The following is a 15,466-nucleotide window of genomic DNA, read 5'->3' on the forward strand; positions in this document are numbered from 1 at the left end:
TTATTTTAACATTGTCGCATTTAAAAATTCCCTTGTTCTTTCTTCTTTTGGATTGTTGAAAAATTGTTCTGGCGTGCCTCGTTCAATAATTTTCCCATCGTGCATATACACAATCCAGTCCGCTACTTCTTTAGCGAATCCCATTTCATGTGTTACAACAACCATTGTCATTCCTTCTTCAGCCAAGGCCTTCATGGTTGTTAGAACCTCTCCCACTAGCTCGGGGTCCAGTGCCGATGTTGGCTCATCAAAAAGCATGATGTCCGGTTCCATCGCAAGTGCTCTAGCAATCGCCACCCGTTGCTTTTGCCCTCCAGATAGTTTACTAGGATAGACATCCGATTTATCTTCCAAGCCTACTTTACTCAGCAATTGTTTTGCTTTCATGATAGCTTGCTCTTTTTCAACACCCTTTACCCTGATGGGTGCTTCAATAATATTTTCCAAAACTGTTTTGTGTGGGAACAGGTTGAAGTTTTGAAACACCATTCCTACCTTTTCCCTGATTTTGTTAAGGTCATCGGTACGAGGATTGACTTCTTTACCTTCAATTATAATTTGGCCGTTATCTTTCCTCTCCAAGAAGTTCAAACAACGCAGGAGGGTACTTTTCCCTGAACCACTCGATCCTATTAAACAAACGACATCGCTCTCATAGACCGTCATATCGATATTTTTCAATACATGCAAGTCGCCAAATGATTTATTCAATTGATTTATTTTAATCATTTCTTTCGTTTCCAATTACTTCGCCTCCTATCTGTCGCTTATTGCTAATTTGAGTTCAGTTCGGTTCACTACAAACGTCATCAGCGCTACCAGCAATAAATAGTAGACTGCTACAATGAGTAAATAGGTCATTTCGTCAAAGTTATTTGACCCCAGTGTTGTCGCCACATTGAACAGTTCATTCATTGAGATGAATGCGGCTAACGAAGAATCTTTTAAGCTAATGATAAATTGATTGCCTAAAGGAGGCAATGCCCGGCGGAATGCCTGCGGAAGAATAATCCGTCTTAATGTCAGTGCCTTTGTCATTCCCAAAGAACGACCAGCCTCAAACTGGCCTTTGTCGACCGACTGTATTGCCCCGCGAAGAATTTCGGAAATGTAGGCTCCATTATGAAACGCGAGGGCAAGTGAAGCAGCCCAAAAATCAGGAAGAAGGAAAATCCCACTAATTCCGAAGTAGAGGATAAATATTTGAACAATGAGCGGTGTTCCGCGTACTAAATAGACATATATATCTGAAATGAGTTCCAAAACTTTTATATTAGAAATTTTTAATAAGGCAAAGATAAGTCCGATGACGATTCCGAGCAGGATAGAAACTACCGTGAGCTCCAGTGTTAAAAGCATAGCTTCCAAGAATACGCCTTTTGTTTCCATTAGTGTGCTAAAAAAGTGTGAAAAACTTGGCAAAATACTACTTCCTTTCTTACCATGGTATTGGTTTATTCCGGTTTTTTGGTAATGTCCTCACCAAAATACTTGATACTGATTTTTGTTAGTGTCCCATTTTCCCTGAGCTTTTCCAGGGCTTCATTTACACGCTTCAACAGTTCTGGATTATCCTGCGGCAGCACAATTGCTTGTTCACTGCGATTAATTAACTGCTGGGCTTTAATCTTAAACCCTTCCTTTTGAGCAGTTTTCCCTGTAACAAAATCCGTGATCACCGCATCATGGCGTCCACTGCTCAACGCTTTTAAAGCAGTGATATCGCTGTCATAGGTTTTGATTTTATCTGTGTACTCGGAAGCCGTATCGGCATATGTCGAACCTTTTGCAACAGCCACTTCCTTTCCCTCTAAATCTTCGGTAGTCTTAATTTCACTATCCGGTCTGGTGAAAATTTGCGGACCTGAGTAGTAGTACGGGGTAGAAAAGGAAACGTGTTTGCTTCGCTTCGAGTTGATCGTGTGGCTGGCAACAGCGGCGTCTGCACGCCCTGTTTTCACCCCTTCTACAATCCCTTTGAATTTGATTCGCTTCTGAACAGGCTCAAGGCCCATTTCTTTTGCAAGAGCTTCGCCAACCTCAACATCAAAACCTGACATGGTGAGATCGTCATTTATATAACTAAATGGCTTGAATTCACCAGATGCGGCAAATACAAATTGATTTTTATTTATCAATTCAGATCCGTCTGCAAGCTTTTCCTTCTCGGCACAAGCAGACAAAAAACAGACCGCGAATATACTAAAAACAATTATTAACTTTTTTTTCAAAAACATTTTGGCTATCACTCCTTTTTCCCTTTCGTTTTTTCCTACTCTGCCTCCAGCTAAATTTCTTGCTTATGAAAGTTAATACCCTTTTTATTCCCAGTAAAACAAAAAGTGTCAAGCACCACTAATGGCACTGACACTTCTTGCATGTTATTTGCAGTCTGCAATATGTTTTAAATCATCTTGTTTTCCGAATGTCTTTGCTTTTTATAAAGCGAAATTTAAAATAAAAAAGCTTGCTATGAGCAAGCTTTTAAATAGTTTGTTAAATTAGTAATTCCCACACGATTTTACTATTCGACGATATAGATTTCACGGACTTGGTTATTGCCTTTTGTGTTGACGAACACATCGTAACGTCCTACCTGGTAAACTCCCTCGGCATTGTTATTGATAATGAAAGTTTCAGTTAAATCCCCGCTTCTAGTTCCATCTGCATAAACTTCATCGATGGTGATAATCAATTCATTTTGATTGCCCTTCAACTTGTTCATTACTGCTGAAGCTTCGGCTGATTCAACAGTATCCAAAACGACCACTGTTGACCACTCGCTGGCACCCGCAGCATTCAATGCACGGATTCTAAATTGATATATATCACCGTTTTCAGCTTTAGCAGCAATGCCATTCAAATTAGCAAATTGATCGATATCCTGTGTGATATAGCTTTTTGCCCGTGTATTGTGGGCGATTTCCGCCAAGCTGATCCACTCTCCGTTATTTGTGTTCATCTGGATTTCATAGCTTTCAGTCAATACGTCGTTATTCGCCCAATCGATAGTGAAAGTACCTTCGTGAACAATAATCTTGCCGGGTGCAGGTATATGTTCTGTACCAAATGCGGAACGTACCTCTTCATTAATCCTTACGTCAGTGATTTGGGGCGCCGCCGGAACTGAAATTGGCGCGATATCAAACTGGGAACCGGAATACGTTTCGATTTCAGTTCTCAAAGCCGATGCCAGTTCGGCTGTACCCGTCGGCCATACGTCTTGACGATTTGGTCGGAATGCCCAATCCAACTGCGATGCCGGGTTAGTAGTCATGTTGGGATTCTGGGTAGTCGAATCGGAAGCAACAACAATTCCTACGTCTTCTTTCACATTGAAATTCTTTGATGAGGCCGCATCGAAAATATTTGGTTCAAGTTGAGAAGCATCCGCTCTTAGGGCATCCAGATCAGCTTTTGTCATACCAGGCTTCACATCGGACGGTAATCTGAAATCTTCCACTGTTTCAGGGAAATCCCCATCGAAGACTGCCTCCCGCGTGATGATATAGCCAGGTGCATCGCCGAAGAAATGGTTGAATCCTGCATTTGGAGTATTGTTTGGTAAGTCAATGCCAAACTCATTGCCTTGTGATCCACGGGCATGGCCTTGACGACTCCTTAAGAACGGGAAATTGACATTGTCAAAAATGTTCCCTTCCGCCCATATCGTGGCGTTGTGTGCTGCCCCGACCCCATAACCGGTATTTCGATCCAATAGGGTATCATGGTGCGCATGCCCTTGGATATTTTCATATAAGTTGTTGTAAACATGTATACGTCCATTACGTACCCGTGGCGTTCGTTCTTCTGTTCCTTGGAACCAATTGTGATGAATTGTTCCATAGTGTTCGCTGATAGAACCGACACCGCCACCGATCAGCATGACTTTACTGCTGCCGGCGAAGTAATTATAAGCCACGGTATAATTTCGTGCGTGGTTGACGATATCCACCGCGCCATCACCTTTTGCCTGATCTGGGTCTTCCGCCTTTGCAAAGTGCAGGTTTTGTCCATAGCCGAAAGTATTGTTGTGCACCCAAATATTCGAAGCTCTTAAGGTATCACCGCCACCATGTATCTCAATGGCATCGCCTGTCCAATAATCAAAATTCATGTTCCTTATGACAACGTTGTGGGCACCACCTGTCCCAATCAAGGTCGGACCATGAGAAAGAGTTGCATCAGGACCAATCCCTTCGATCGTAACATTCCCATTACCTGCTCCAATAGAAGCACCGCGTTCTGTAATATTCCCGACGAAACGCACAATCAGCGGCTGTTTTTGGTCAGCAGTCGATCCACGACTGCTGTCATTGAACAAGCTGTTGGCATATCGTGATGCAGTTTCAGGCGTGATGTAAACAATTTTAGCTTCCGGATTTACACGTCCATCCGGCAGATAGCCCCCGATCGCTCCATCTAAAGCAAAATCGTGATTCCCTGAGTATGGATTTTCATTTGATGGTATGAAAGCCGCGCCATTTCGCGGAAAGGCTTCTGTCTGCAGATTCGAAAAGCTATGTTCAACTTTTCCATCCAATCTCACTTGGATTTCGTAAACACCTTCCGGTAATCCCGGGATATCTGCGCGCCATGTGTTTCTTGCCGGGTCGACCCGTACCAATGGCGCATTGTCCTCGTCATTGACCAACGTCCAGTCAGTCAGGAAATCGGTAATCGGACTGCCATCGCGCCAGTCAATAATGTTTGATCCTCTCACGTAAATCTCGTATTTGTCATCGATATCGCCTGTCCAGACCGCATACGCAGTTTCAAACCATGTTCCTGCTTCATTGATAACGTTTTCATTTGGCGCTGCCGAAGCAGATTGATTTTGCGGCATGTGCGGCGTTATCCCGAAGGATATAAAAAACAAGGTCGCGGCTATGACGATGCAAATCCACTTTCTCACTATTTTAAATTCCATTTCAAGCTCCTTTCTCATCTCATTCGTTTAACGTTAAACCTAATAATAGTATACATGTGGAATAATGGTATTTCTAGTAGATTTTAGATAATTTAGATTATTCTATATATTACATTAATTTAAATATAAATACCTAAAGTCCATTTGGTGTGAATAAAAAACTAAACTGGTTTAATTTGCTTCACTATAATTCATTACAATAAAAAAACCGTAGATTAGGAGCACATGAGTAAATAAAAGATTAAGAGAATGCATTGGCTCCCCTTTTTGGGATGGATAACAATGCAGGCTCTGCCTATGGAGCATTAGATAGACGTTCGTGTAATAGCATAAAAAAAGAGATGGATTCCCATCTCTTTTCAGACTGTTGACGAACGCTTTCGCCCTGCGTTGGTTGTCTCGTTCGTCCCCTCATGAACGTTTTGTTCTATTCGGGTCTTCACTCGACTGCCCGCCTTGTCTGTCAAGCGTTTTCAAGACAGTCTGGGTAATTTTTCATTGAAGGAAATAGCTTAATAAAACGTGCTTATGGCTTTTTAATCTATTTAAATGTTATTTTCACAGTATAGCCAAGGTTGCTAAAAAAACCTTTAAGGACTTTCTCCGCACTCGTTTCCGCAGATTCTAATAAGCCTATTTCCATAGCCTCCTTCTTAATCTCGACTTGCGCTTCTGCTGCCAAATCAAATCCTTCTTTCCATTGCACTTCCCCTCGGAATAGCCCTTCATCTGAGAATGTTTTGACACTATCCATCTGAATTGTGGGATCCTGTATAAACGTTGCTCGAGGCAAGTCGATTTCTAGCAATTTTTCATTATCATTAACTTTTATATCATTTGACGTTATCCCTTTAAGATCAACCCCTGCAATGACGGTAGCAGGAACAATTAATAATACCTCTCTTTTTGTACCAGGCAAATTAACCGAAATATCCTTTCCGAACAACTTATTATCTTCTTCCTCAATGATCACTTTTATATGGGCTTCAGCTGTTGCAAGCGTTGCTAATTCTTGAACTTGTTCTACAAAGGTTATACTTTCTTTTTTAAATGTACTACCGGAAAGAAACCAAACACCTGCGGCTATGATGGCTATGAGGAACAATGTAAATAATAAAATCTTTTTTCCCCATAATTTAAAAATGAGCTTAAATAATGCTCCGGAGATATTGGCGTTTCCTCTACTTCGTCCCAGAACGGTAGTAGCAGCACTTTCTTCTTTGCCTTTCTCCAGTTCATTCAGCACTCTCTCAAATTGTGTTATTTTTTCATCTTTTTCATTCATAGTATTCCTCCTAAATGTTGGCTTCTTATAGTACTTTTTTAAGAGCAACTCTATTTTCTCAATAAAAGGAAATCTCTATTTTCAAAGAGGTTGATCTATTTATATTGTTTTGTTACTTGTGAGCTTGGTGAATCTTACAATATATTGTACTCTAGATAGAAACACACATCTACCTAAACGGTGGCAAATGCAATAAGACCACCTTAGTGCTGATAAATCAACATTTCAGGTGATCTTATTATATTTTGGAAACACTTAAGTTAAAAATTATTAAACTAACTCAGCTTTTAGTCCCCCAACTTTTCACTTTCCATTGGTGTTGGATAACACTTTATCAAGAAACATATCGGCGTCGGAATTGAACTTCCAGCACACCCCAAACCTATCCACCAGCATTCCGAAGCAGGATGACCACGGAGTATTGGATAACGGCATGATCACATGGCCGTCAATCGATAGATGATTAAAGTATCTCTCCATTTTTTGTTTATCCTCATAGACTAAACTGATCCATACATTTTTTCCTTTCGTCAACTCCCCCGTCATTCCCTTCATGGAAGGCAATAAATCCGACATCATGATTTTCCCGCCTGCGAATTCAATCGAACACTCCATAATCATGTTCAATTCCCTTTCCGGAAGCGGGTAGTTTGGGTCTTGCGGAAAGTCCTTAAAATGTACCTTTTTTACTTCAGTTGCCTGTAGAGCCTCCGAATAAAACCCAATCGCTTGTTCGGCAACCCCATCAAAATTTAAATACGCTATAGCTGACATAAAGCATAACCTCCTTCTTGTAATACATGTAGTATAATGGATGAAAGGTGACACCTTAGTGTCACCTTTCTGAAAATATGTAAAAAAAAGAGGGGAATTATGGACAAGGTTGAGAGACTCATTTCGATTATTATGATAATGCTGAAAAAAGAGATTGTTTCCACTAGGGAATTCTCGCAACTCTTCAACGTTTCGAAAAGAACGATCCTTCGCGATATGGAAACATTAAGCTTAGCGAACATCCCCATTTACTCTGTCATTGGAGTCAAAGGTGGCTACGGCTTAATGGATGAATACAAGGTTGATAAACGTCTTCTAAGCAGCTCCGATTTAGAGAACATATTAACTGCGCTCAGCGGATTGGAACAAATCCTTCTAACTGAGGAAGTTGAAAGAACGCTAAAAAAAATTGAGGCAATGGTCAGTCCGTTGACCCTGAATCGTTCCATTGAACTGTCGTTTTATGATTGGGTAGGCCGGTCCGAGATTCTAGAAACGTTGAAGGTATGTCAACAATCCATTTTGAAGAAAAGGCTGGTTTCGTTTGATTATATAGATAAAGACGGGGCTGTAAGCAATAGGACGGTGGAGCCCTATGAGCTGCATTTTAGTGAATCGAGTTGGTACTTGAAAGGATTCTGTTTACATCGGCAAGGATATCGCACATTCAAATTATCCCGGATCGACCATATTGCTGTGGATGAACGTGTGTTTCATCCCAGAGACGATTGGTCAGAGCAAGTTCATGAAGCTATTTTTCTGCCTCAACTTGTCACGATTAAGGCATGGATATCATCTAGCATAAGAGATCAAGTCATCGAAAGGTATGGTCGAAAGAGTATTGAAGACCCTGGTTCTGGATCTTTAATGGCAACCATTCAAGTACCTCAAAACGAGTCGGGTTTTCAATTTCTAGCAAGCTTCGGCACTCGTCTTAAAGTTATAGAGCCCAAATCCTATGTGGAAGATTTTCGAAATTACTTATGTAAAATGATGGAAAATTACTCTTGATAGGACTTGTTTCGGCAATACCATTGATCTCAGTCATTACACAATATTAAAAAGGACAAGGAGGGTGCCTCTGTCCTTTTTCTTTGTCTTTTCGACTAGATCCAACCCTTTTCAACTGCTTTTTGTACAGCCTGCTGCCTTGTTTCAACTTCCAGCTTCTGAATGGATAAAGATAAATAGTTGCGGATTGTGCCTTTAGTCAGGAATAACTTTTTACTGATTTCATTAGTCGTATAGCCATCCTTCACAAGCTTTAACACATTGATTTCCCGTTCATTTAGAGGGTTTCTTTCATTCATAAATAAAGCGGCTGCAAGATCTTGGCTGATTACCCTTTCACCTTGCATCATTTTACGTACTGCACCGATTACATATTGGATAGGCTCATCTTTCAGGACATATGCATCAATCTGGAGATCCATTGCCTCTTGTAAATAACCGGTCCTTGCAAAGGTTGTCATAATCATGATTTTGCAAGGATAATTATGGCAGCGTATTTTTGCAGCTACTTCCAATCCGGACAAATGCGGCATTTCAATATCCAAAATGCATACATCTGGCTTTTCCTTTTGAATTAAAGCCCAGGCTTCTTCTCCATCTGCCGCTTCAGCTGCAATATGAAAGTCGTCCTCCAGCTCCATTATGGATATTAAGGCACCTCTCAGCAGCTGCTGATCCTCGGCGATACAAATTCTAATCATTTTCCGCCCTCCTGAATCGGATACAGTGGTATAGTCAGGAGCACCTTTGTTCCCTCCTGGTCATACGTCACTTCTGCATTTCCCTTTAATGAGCACATCCGCTCTTTCATTGTAAATAATCCATTGCCATGCTGCTTGTCGGATAAACCGATTCCGCTATCGATAATAGATACTTCCACTCGGTCCTCTATTTGGTAAAGGTTTATTCTGCACGCATCTGCATTACTGTGCTTTACAACATTTGTTACCGCCTCTCGGATACTATAGGCCAGCATCGTTTCCTGCACACTGGTCAGCAGGATATTGGCAAGCTGATGATCAATCTGCACACGGATACCGGCATTTTTAAGCAGTTGCTCACAATGCTCTAGTTCGCCCTGCAACGATAAAAAGTTAATTTCTGATATAATCTCTCGAACCTGCTTATGGGCAGTACGGACGGTCAGTATCATATCATCGAGTTCCTTATGAATCCGGTGATCTTCGTTTGGTATCAGCCTGGAAACGAGCTCTGTTTTTACCTTTATGACCGTCAACGTATGTCCTAAAGTATCATGCAGATCGCGGGCAATCCGCTGACGTTCCTGTTGCATTGCAATATGGACGGTCGCTTCATCGACCTCACGCTGGAGCAGCTTGGTTTTCTCAATATAATAGCGTAACCATGGAAATAGCAAGATAAAAAGCATAATCGCCAGTACAATTGACTGTGAATTTGAAAACAGCACATCCTGATAGCGCCAGACGAGACTGGCAAGAAGGAGGAAATTTACGCCCGTAGCTATCCACAAGATACGCCGTTTGACAGATCGCCCGACAAAGTCTGCAAATGCAAATTGGAAGAATATCCACTGTGGACCGCCTACATAGGCCAGATATGCCGTAATAGCATAACCAAGCACAACAGCAGGAAGCAACAGGCCATCCTGATACCACAATGCCGTGTAATAGGCTGCAAAATAAATGACTACAAGTAAAATTTTTAGAACAAGTGACGGAATATGCTCCGAGACAACAACCACATAGCTGAATAGCAGGACGATCAGTACATCAATAATTAAATAATATTTTGCCTGACTTTTAGGATACCATTCCAGCATCTAGCCCCCCCCTATCTTTCCAGCTTCTGCAGCATCCCCTTTCGCAGCCATTCGACCGGTCCATAAGGAAATTTAGCTAACCACGCATTTGCCAGTATAATTTGCCCTACTACTATCATACAAAAAATACCTATAATTTCTACACTATTTAGGTTGCCTCCCAGGCCTAAGCCCCAACCGTAAAAAATGGCTGTGGCAGTGATATTTTGCAGGATATAACAGCTTAAAGACATACGGCCGGTTTTCTCTAGCCATTTCCAAACTCGCCACGTGCTGTATGTCCGGACAACAAAAGCAATGAGCCCTATATAACCCAATGCAAGCATAGGTGCAAATAGATATCGAACAGGCAAGTCAAATAGACCCCCTGGTACAAAAGTTAATGCATTTAAAGGGAGGCCTATACCTAACCCCCAAATGAGTAGCTTCCGCTGTATGGCAAAGCCGCGCTCAGTAAAGGAGAAAGCACCGCTGCGCATAAGTTTTATACCAATAATAAATAAACAGATATTTAAAGGAATAATAAAGATCGCCTCTGTTCTAAAGAACATAAAATTCGTGAGACGATTCTGAACCTGTTCCAGCCATGTTCCCTCTGCGTAAACCGTAATCAACTGAGGAGAGCTTGCCATTGAAAACGCCGGTCCCAAGAGCATTGCAGTAAAAATCAGTGCAAGCATTCCTAAATGTATAGCGCCAGCAACCCATAATGCACGGGTCATCCCCCGTTCCCCGTGCTTTAATACGATTGCAATAATTCCTGCAGTGACAGCATAGCTCATGAGCACATCATACTCCATTACAAGTAAGTAGTGTAGAAGACCTTCCACCAATACAAATACAATCACCCACTTGTACATACCAACCCACGGCTGATTACGCCTGATGGACTGCTCGTATTTAATCGCCATTCCTACTCCGAACATTATCGTTAACATGCCAAGCAACTTACCATTAAAGATGAACAGTGCAAGTAAGCGAATGATATCATCCATACTCGACCAACCGGTAAAATCTGTGGTCGTTATATACTTTAGATCCCCTAAATGGGCAAAAATCCAAATATTCGTGCCAAGTGTCCCTAAAATTGCGATCCCTCTTAAAATATCAATCAATACAATACGTTTCATACTGAAGACCCTCCTCGTATTTCCGTACCTTTATCGTACATAGGAAGGCATCCACGAAAATATCGACAGGCGTCAATAAATTCAGATGACACGTGTCATTAGTTAAACAATCAACTAAACCTATCAGGAGCATCACATCGATTTAAAGTCGATAGCATGCCATCTTCTCGACCTAAAATCTCCTTATCTCATCCTAATATAAAACCAACTAAAACATATTCGTTAAAAAAACTATTAGGTGAATTCCATTGATACTGCTTTAATTAACCTTATTCATGATGCGGTACTGGTTGCTAGATAAACTTATTGCTATTCTCATCTTCCTTTAATTGCAATACTGTAAAATATACTAGAAAAAATACGGTTTAATGAAACCTTTTTATCCTAAACGCTACTCTAACTATATAGGAGGTAATTAAATGGAACACTTAGTAAGAGCAGCGATTGACGGTCATCAAGATGCATTTGAGCAGCTAGTAGAGGCTGAAAAGCAAAAGCTTCTAGCAAAAGCTTACTCCTATGTCGGTAACAAAGAGGATGCATCAGACATTGTACAAGAAACATTCCTACAAGCTTATAAATCTATTCACCAATTAAAGGAGCCCAAATATTTCTCTACATGGCTATTCAAAATTTTAATAAGGGAATGCTTTGCCTTTCTTCGGCAAAAAAAGCGTACATTCGTGGTGGAAACCGAGCTTATCCAGCTACAGCTTACAGATCACGACCAAATAACGACCTACGAATTTGTCCATGAGGCACTTTCTTTGCTTCGAAAAGATTATCAAATGGTCCTTATATTATTTTATTTTTATGATTTTAAAGGACAAGAAATTGCCTACCTATTGAATAAGCCGAGCAATACAATCAAAATGCATTTACATCGCGGCCGTATTCAATTAAAAAAGCTACTAGAAGAGCGTTTGAACAAACCTATTAAACAGAAGGAAGTGGTCCATATGTTAAAGGAACAACTAGCAAAATTAGCATTAAACTTTGTGTCGATTCCTGATGACTATCATATACTCGTAGAAGATTATTCAGATGAGAAAGCTACTTTTGTGTGGTCACCCAATAATACACAAGAAGTAATTAAAGTGAAACTTGATCAACATGGGAAATTATTAAATTTAACAAAACCTTCTTCAATTACAGAAACACTTCTCACAACTCAGCTGCAGAGAGCTATTGCAGAAAACTTTTTAACCGCGCAGTACGCTGAAGCACTAGAGTATCTAGCTTTATCTAAGATCATTGAAAAAGAAACAGAAACTATATTTTATTATGAACAATTTGTAGGAGGTTACCCTCTTGCAAGCTACGTTACAAAAATAGCGATTTCCAACTATGGTGAAATAATTGATTTTACGTACGGTGGCTACACAGAAACACCTCCAAGCTTTCCAGCAAAGCTATTGAGTAAGGAGGCTATTTTACAAGAGGTGTATAAAACTTCTTGGAAATTAAATATAAAGTATTTATCAAATGAACTATATTCCGTACCGCAGTCTGGTTTATATCCGATTTACGAGAGCTCGATTGTCCATCAGACCTTTAATGCTATAAATGGAAAACCTAAATTTGAAGAGGGGCCTGAAGAGCATAACACGTTCTCTCCCTTCCCTAAAACATATGGACTAGATAAAAATGCGACAATCGAAACGATTGTTGGGTTAGATGAAGAAATGGTAAAGCTACGAGAAGTAGAGCTCGATGAAAATACGATTTGCGAAGTATGGCGCCATACAAATTGGAAAGCACCGCAAAATAAAACGATAGAAAGCTTCCTACTGGAACGGATGGGAGAGACAGTGAAAATAAAGGTTGATAAGCAATCGCGGAAATTAAAGGAATTTATGTGGTTCAAGGAGCGTACAGGAGAACTTGATCTTTCTTATGATGCATGTCGAGAAATTGCATGTTCATTTATCGCGACATATTTTGAAGAATATGTACCTTATCTGAAGTTAAAAGTAGAAGAACCATCCTTCAATGAATTAAATTATGCGTTTTTTACTTTCCCCCTATTCATTGATCAGCGTATACAACTTGAAGAGGAACGATTTTACGTTGGTGTAAACAAAACAACCGGTTTCATCGATATATTTTGGTCGCCACGTATGGACTTAAAGCTTCTACAATCCTATGAAGCTTCAACTATTAAACCATTTGAAGACGTCATGCCTGCCTTAAAAGAAGTGGATGCCTTTTTACAATGGTCTAAACAGGACGGTGAAAGTGAAAAAGAGGAAGTGTTAGTATATAAATTGGGGCAATTAGAAACAAAACAGTGGATAGTCGGACTAGATGCAACGACAGGACAACTTATCGTCAGTAAACTGTAGATAAAGCTTAGTAAAATAGGACCCAGTATCTATACCTTTTCCCAAAAAAATTTAAATTGTATAAGATAAATTAATGAAAATGTTCATAATTTATAGGACTAATAACCACCAAGAAGTGCAGATTAAGTACTTCTTAGTGGTTATTTTTAAAACGTGGAACGTTGATATAGAAACGTTCTAGATTAAAGCCTTTGTAAATGTGTATGAGTAAATGAAGAATCTTGATATTTCAGCCCAGCACCTATTGTTCTATCCATACAAATATGTGCCATCCAGATGATCGATACTATAAGTAAATAATCGTTTAATAAATATAAGTACATTAATGCTAAGAGCAGTGGGAAAATAAAGGTGTGACCAAAATTATATACAACCGCACCTATTTTCTTATTCACTGCATAACCAGACATCGTAAGATCAGGAACTAATAAAAGAACAAAAAACAACCAAATGGGATAGTCTAGCTTCATATAAATAAAAAACAAAAATGTAAAAGTAAGTGCATATTCAATATGAACAATTTTTCTATTTGTCATCATATCACTCTCCTTATAACTTATAAATCCTTTATAAATAAACTCAGCATTAATCTTTCAATCTCTTCGATATGCTCTAAATACTTCACTTCACTTGCCAGTTCTTTGATTGTTTGAACTACCTTCAATGCCCTTTGGTAAAATTGGACTCTTTCCTCAAGTTTCATTATTTTTTGGTCCAATAGCGATAATGTTGATTCCTTACATTCATTAGATATAGATTGGTCATCTCGTAGTATAAGTAATTGCTGAATTTCCTTTATCGAAAAACCTAATTGTTTTAATACGATGATTAGCTGAATCTGTTTTTCACATTCTTCATCAAATTCCCGATATCCATTTTTTTGTCTTATTGGTGTCAATATATTTTCTTTTTCATAGTAACGAATTGTATCGATCTGAATTTGATATTTATTTGCAAAATCCTTAATTTTCATAACATCCTCCTTTCATGGGAAATTATAACATTGGAGTAAAGTCCAGGGTCAATTCCTTATTTCCATGAATTTCTTATTAGATTTATTTTTACTTCTTTTCGTTTAGAAAGACGATTGAACATGGAGATTAATATTAACTATGAACCTATCTATAGTACTGTTTCCTCCTTATTGTATCCGTAATTGCAACCCAGCCTGACAATTCTATTAAATGAAAATAAGCCATTATCAACATTTACATGAATGTTGATGATGACTTATTCAAAAAACTCATTTACTTAGGATACGGTTCTCCGCAACGGGTATAAGTGCGGTTTTTTTCGTCTACGTTTATAATAAAGGAAAGGTGGTGATAACATGCTTGAAAAAAACATTGAAAATCAGCTAATTAATTTAGTTCAAACTAAAATAAATCCAGATTTCATTATATTGTTCGGTTCATTTGCAAAGGGAACAAATCGTGATGATAGCGATATCGATTTAGCTTATTTCAGCAAAGAGCTGTTATCATCGTACGAACGTTTTATGCTTACAGGCGAACTGGCTCGGATAGCTGGACGAGAAGTAGATTTAGTTGATCTCAAGCAAATTGATACAGTATTTACGATACAAATATTTTCACAAGGAAGACCTATATATATTCAAGATGAAAATGAATTTACGCGTCAAAAAATGCGAGCATATAGTATGTTTGCAACATTAAATGAACAACGTGCAGGCATAATTGAAAGTATTAAATTACGGGGAAGTGTTTTTGGCGATGAATGATGTCATTTTAAACAAAACAACTACAATTGAGCGTTGTGTCAAACGTATTCATGAAGTATACGAAGGTAATGCTGAGAACCTAAAGGATTTTACGAAGCAAGACAGTATCATTTTAAATATTCAACGTGCATGTGAAGCAAGTATTGATTTAGCGATGCATATCGTAAGTGAAAGAAAACTTGGCGTCCCAAAAGCGAGCCGTGAAGGATTTAAGTTACTGCAAGAAGCAGGTTTAATTGAGGCACATTTAGCGAAAACGCTTATGAATATGGTAGGTTTCCGTAATATCGCCGTTCATGACTACCAAGCACTAGAACTTGGAATTTTAGAAGCAATTCTAGAAAAGCATATTGATGACTTTAAAGATTTTACGAAAGTAGTATTACAACTTGAAGCATAACTATAAGTTAAATGAAAGAAAGTAAGTAATCTTTTAAAATACTTATAAT

Annotated in this window: 15 protein-coding genes; 4 read left to right on the forward strand and 11 right to left on the reverse strand. The window is 39.2% G+C overall.

Going from position 1 to position 15,466, the window contains the following annotated elements; all coding sequences use genetic code 11:
* From CD33_RS11370 to CD33_RS11395, 6 genes are all read right to left on the reverse strand, one after another.
* Entirely contained in the window at nucleotides 1–744 is a 744-nt protein-coding gene (locus CD33_RS11370) for an amino acid ABC transporter ATP-binding protein (RefSeq protein ID WP_036200904.1), read from the reverse strand.
* 12 nt (nucleotides 745–756) lie between these two features.
* Nucleotides 757–1,422 (reverse strand): amino acid ABC transporter permease, encoded by a 666-nt coding sequence (locus CD33_RS11375; protein ID WP_036200905.1) that lies wholly within the window; start codon nucleotides 1,420–1,422, stop codon nucleotides 757–759.
* 32 nt (nucleotides 1,423–1,454) lie between these two features.
* Nucleotides 1,455–2,237 carry a transporter substrate-binding domain-containing protein gene (locus CD33_RS11380; RefSeq protein WP_036200906.1) on the reverse strand — a complete coding sequence of 261 codons (783 nt, stop codon included), beginning with the start codon at nucleotides 2,235–2,237 and terminating at the stop codon, nucleotides 1,455–1,457.
* 287 nt (nucleotides 2,238–2,524) lie between these two features.
* Nucleotides 2,525–4,930, reverse strand: coding sequence for a pectate lyase family protein (locus CD33_RS11385; RefSeq protein ID WP_036200908.1), 2,406 nt, complete (start codon nucleotides 4,928–4,930; stop codon nucleotides 2,525–2,527).
* A 541-nt stretch (nucleotides 4,931–5,471) separates the two neighbouring features.
* A complete protein-coding gene (locus CD33_RS11390) occupies nucleotides 5,472–6,215 on the reverse strand; it encodes a DUF4230 domain-containing protein (RefSeq protein WP_036200909.1) in 744 nt (247 codons plus the stop codon).
* Nucleotides 6,216–6,518: 303 nt separating this feature from the next.
* Entirely contained in the window at nucleotides 6,519–6,989 is a 471-nt protein-coding gene (locus tag CD33_RS11395; protein WP_036200910.1) for a VOC family protein, read from the reverse strand.
* A 99-nt stretch (nucleotides 6,990–7,088) separates the two neighbouring features.
* Between CD33_RS11395 and CD33_RS11400 the strand changes: the two genes are divergently transcribed.
* Nucleotides 7,089–8,000 (forward strand): helix-turn-helix transcriptional regulator, encoded by a 912-nt coding sequence (locus CD33_RS11400; protein ID WP_036200911.1) that lies wholly within the window; start codon nucleotides 7,089–7,091, stop codon nucleotides 7,998–8,000.
* A 95-nt stretch (nucleotides 8,001–8,095) separates the two neighbouring features.
* Here the strand turns inward: CD33_RS11400 and CD33_RS11405 are convergent, their stop codons facing one another.
* From CD33_RS11405 to CD33_RS11415, 3 genes are read right to left on the reverse strand one after another with little or no spacing between them, the layout of a single operon-like run.
* Nucleotides 8,096–8,701, reverse strand: coding sequence for a response regulator transcription factor (locus tag CD33_RS11405; RefSeq protein WP_036200913.1), 606 nt, complete (start codon nucleotides 8,699–8,701; stop codon nucleotides 8,096–8,098).
* The gene (locus tag CD33_RS11410; protein WP_036200917.1) at nucleotides 8,698–9,801 is read right to left on the reverse strand and encodes a sensor histidine kinase; all 1,104 of its coding nucleotides are present in this window, start codon (nucleotides 9,799–9,801) and stop codon (nucleotides 8,698–8,700) included. The genes CD33_RS11405 and CD33_RS11410 overlap by 4 nt, the downstream gene beginning before the upstream one ends.
* Nucleotides 9,802–9,812: 11 nt before the next feature.
* A complete protein-coding gene (locus tag CD33_RS11415; protein ID WP_036200918.1) occupies nucleotides 9,813–10,931 on the reverse strand; it encodes a DUF418 domain-containing protein in 1,119 nt (372 codons plus the stop codon).
* Nucleotides 10,932–11,350: 419 nt separating this feature from the next.
* Between CD33_RS11415 and CD33_RS11420 the strand changes: the two genes are divergently transcribed.
* On the forward strand, nucleotides 11,351–13,276 hold the full coding sequence (locus tag CD33_RS11420; protein ID WP_036200920.1) for a sigma-70 family RNA polymerase sigma factor: 1,926 nt from the start codon (nucleotides 11,351–11,353) through the stop codon (nucleotides 13,274–13,276).
* Between the two features lie 182 nt (nucleotides 13,277–13,458).
* Here the strand turns inward: CD33_RS11420 and CD33_RS11425 are convergent, their stop codons facing one another.
* Together CD33_RS11425 and CD33_RS11430 are read right to left on the reverse strand one after the other, a co-directional pair.
* Nucleotides 13,459–13,812 (reverse strand): DUF4260 domain-containing protein, encoded by a 354-nt coding sequence (locus tag CD33_RS11425; RefSeq protein WP_036200922.1) that lies wholly within the window; start codon nucleotides 13,810–13,812, stop codon nucleotides 13,459–13,461.
* Between the two features lie 20 nt (nucleotides 13,813–13,832).
* The gene (locus CD33_RS11430; RefSeq protein WP_036200924.1) at nucleotides 13,833–14,249 is read right to left on the reverse strand and encodes a MerR family transcriptional regulator; all 417 of its coding nucleotides are present in this window, start codon (nucleotides 14,247–14,249) and stop codon (nucleotides 13,833–13,835) included.
* Between the two features lie 357 nt (nucleotides 14,250–14,606).
* Here CD33_RS11430 and mntA point away from each other — a divergent pair, with 357 nt between their 5' ends.
* Both mntA and hepT read left to right on the forward strand, forming a co-directional pair.
* Nucleotides 14,607–15,017: a type VII toxin-antitoxin system MntA family adenylyltransferase antitoxin gene (mntA, locus tag CD33_RS11435; RefSeq protein WP_036200925.1), complete on the forward strand. Its 411-nt coding sequence runs from the start codon at nucleotides 14,607–14,609 to the stop codon at nucleotides 15,015–15,017.
* Nucleotides 15,010–15,417 carry a type VII toxin-antitoxin system HepT family RNase toxin gene (gene hepT / locus CD33_RS11440; protein ID WP_036200926.1) on the forward strand — a complete coding sequence of 136 codons (408 nt, stop codon included), beginning with the start codon at nucleotides 15,010–15,012 and terminating at the stop codon, nucleotides 15,415–15,417. Before mntA ends, hepT begins: the two co-directional genes overlap by 8 nt.
* Nucleotides 15,418–15,466: the final 49 nt, after the last annotated feature.

The sequence above is a fragment of the Ureibacillus sinduriensis BLB-1 = JCM 15800 genome (assembly GCF_000772955.1).
Taxonomy (GTDB): Bacteria; Bacillota; Bacilli; order Bacillales_A; family Planococcaceae; genus Ureibacillus; species Ureibacillus sinduriensis.

Coding starts and splice junctions, on each gene's coding strand:
- CD33_RS11390 (WP_036200909.1), bottom strand. CDS start 6,215: ATGAATGAAAAAGATGAAAAAATAACACAATTTGAGAGAGTGCTGAAT.
- hepT (WP_036200926.1), top strand. CDS start 15,010: ATGAATGATGTCATTTTAAACAAAACAACTACAATTGAGCGTTGTGTC.
- CD33_RS11405 (WP_036200913.1), bottom strand. CDS start 8,701: ATGATTAGAATTTGTATCGCCGAGGATCAGCAGCTGCTGAGAGGTGCC.
- CD33_RS11395 (WP_036200910.1), bottom strand. CDS start 6,989: ATGTCAGCTATAGCGTATTTAAATTTTGATGGGGTTGCCGAACAAGCG.
- CD33_RS11420 (WP_036200920.1), top strand. CDS start 11,351: ATGGAACACTTAGTAAGAGCAGCGATTGACGGTCATCAAGATGCATTT.
- CD33_RS11415 (WP_036200918.1), bottom strand. CDS start 10,931: ATGAAACGTATTGTATTGATTGATATTTTAAGAGGGATCGCAATTTTA.
- CD33_RS11400 (WP_036200911.1), top strand. CDS start 7,089: ATGGACAAGGTTGAGAGACTCATTTCGATTATTATGATAATGCTGAAA.
- CD33_RS11425 (WP_036200922.1), bottom strand. CDS start 13,812: ATGACAAATAGAAAAATTGTTCATATTGAATATGCACTTACTTTTACA.
- mntA (WP_036200925.1), top strand. CDS start 14,607: ATGCTTGAAAAAAACATTGAAAATCAGCTAATTAATTTAGTTCAAACT.
- CD33_RS11385 (WP_036200908.1), bottom strand. CDS start 4,930: ATGGAATTTAAAATAGTGAGAAAGTGGATTTGCATCGTCATAGCCGCG.
- CD33_RS11380 (WP_036200906.1), bottom strand. CDS start 2,237: ATGTTTTTGAAAAAAAAGTTAATAATTGTTTTTAGTATATTCGCGGTC.
- CD33_RS11430 (WP_036200924.1), bottom strand. CDS start 14,249: ATGAAAATTAAGGATTTTGCAAATAAATATCAAATTCAGATCGATACA.
- CD33_RS11410 (WP_036200917.1), bottom strand. CDS start 9,801: ATGCTGGAATGGTATCCTAAAAGTCAGGCAAAATATTATTTAATTATT.